General features: G+C 21.2%; 1 protein-coding gene. It reads left to right on the top strand.

Annotated elements, in window-relative coordinates; translation table 11 throughout:
• A partial coding sequence (dapB, locus tag IE124_RS34470) for a 4-hydroxy-tetrahydrodipicolinate reductase (protein WP_189514076.1) occupies positions 1 to 533 on the top strand: 533 nt, incomplete at both ends.

Here is a 533-nt window from a genome sequence, read left to right as displayed (position 1 = left end):
TAAGTTTAAAAAATTTAGAATATTGTTATAAAAATAAGAAATCAATAATTATTGGGACTACCGGATTTAAAAAAAAACAATTAAAAAAAATAAAAATGTTTAAAAATAAAGTACCATTTGTATTGTCTTCTAATATGAGTATAGGTGCTAATATTATATCAGATATAATTATTAAGATAACAAAAAAATTAATAATAAAAGATTTTGATATAGAAATTATTGAATATCATCATAATAAGAAAATTGATTGTCCTTCTGGAACTGCCTTATTTTTAGGCAAAAAGATAGCTAAGATTATGGGATATAATTTAAATACTATTAAAGTTTATCTGAAAAAAAATGGTCCACGTATTAAAAACACAATAGGATATTCAATAATTAGAGCAGGAGATATAATAGGAGAACATAAAATAATTTATGCTTCAAAATTAGGGGAAATAATAGAAATTAATCATAAAGTAACAAATAGATTAGTATTTGCTTTTGGAGCATTAGTTGCAGCAAAATGGATTAAAAATAAAAAAAATGGTTAT

The organism is Streptomyces narbonensis, from assembly GCF_014649015.1.
GTDB classification, from domain to species: Bacteria; Actinomycetota; Actinomycetes; order Streptomycetales; family Streptomycetaceae; genus Streptomyces; species Streptomyces narbonensis.
This window is presented reverse-complemented; position numbering and strand designations above follow the sequence as displayed.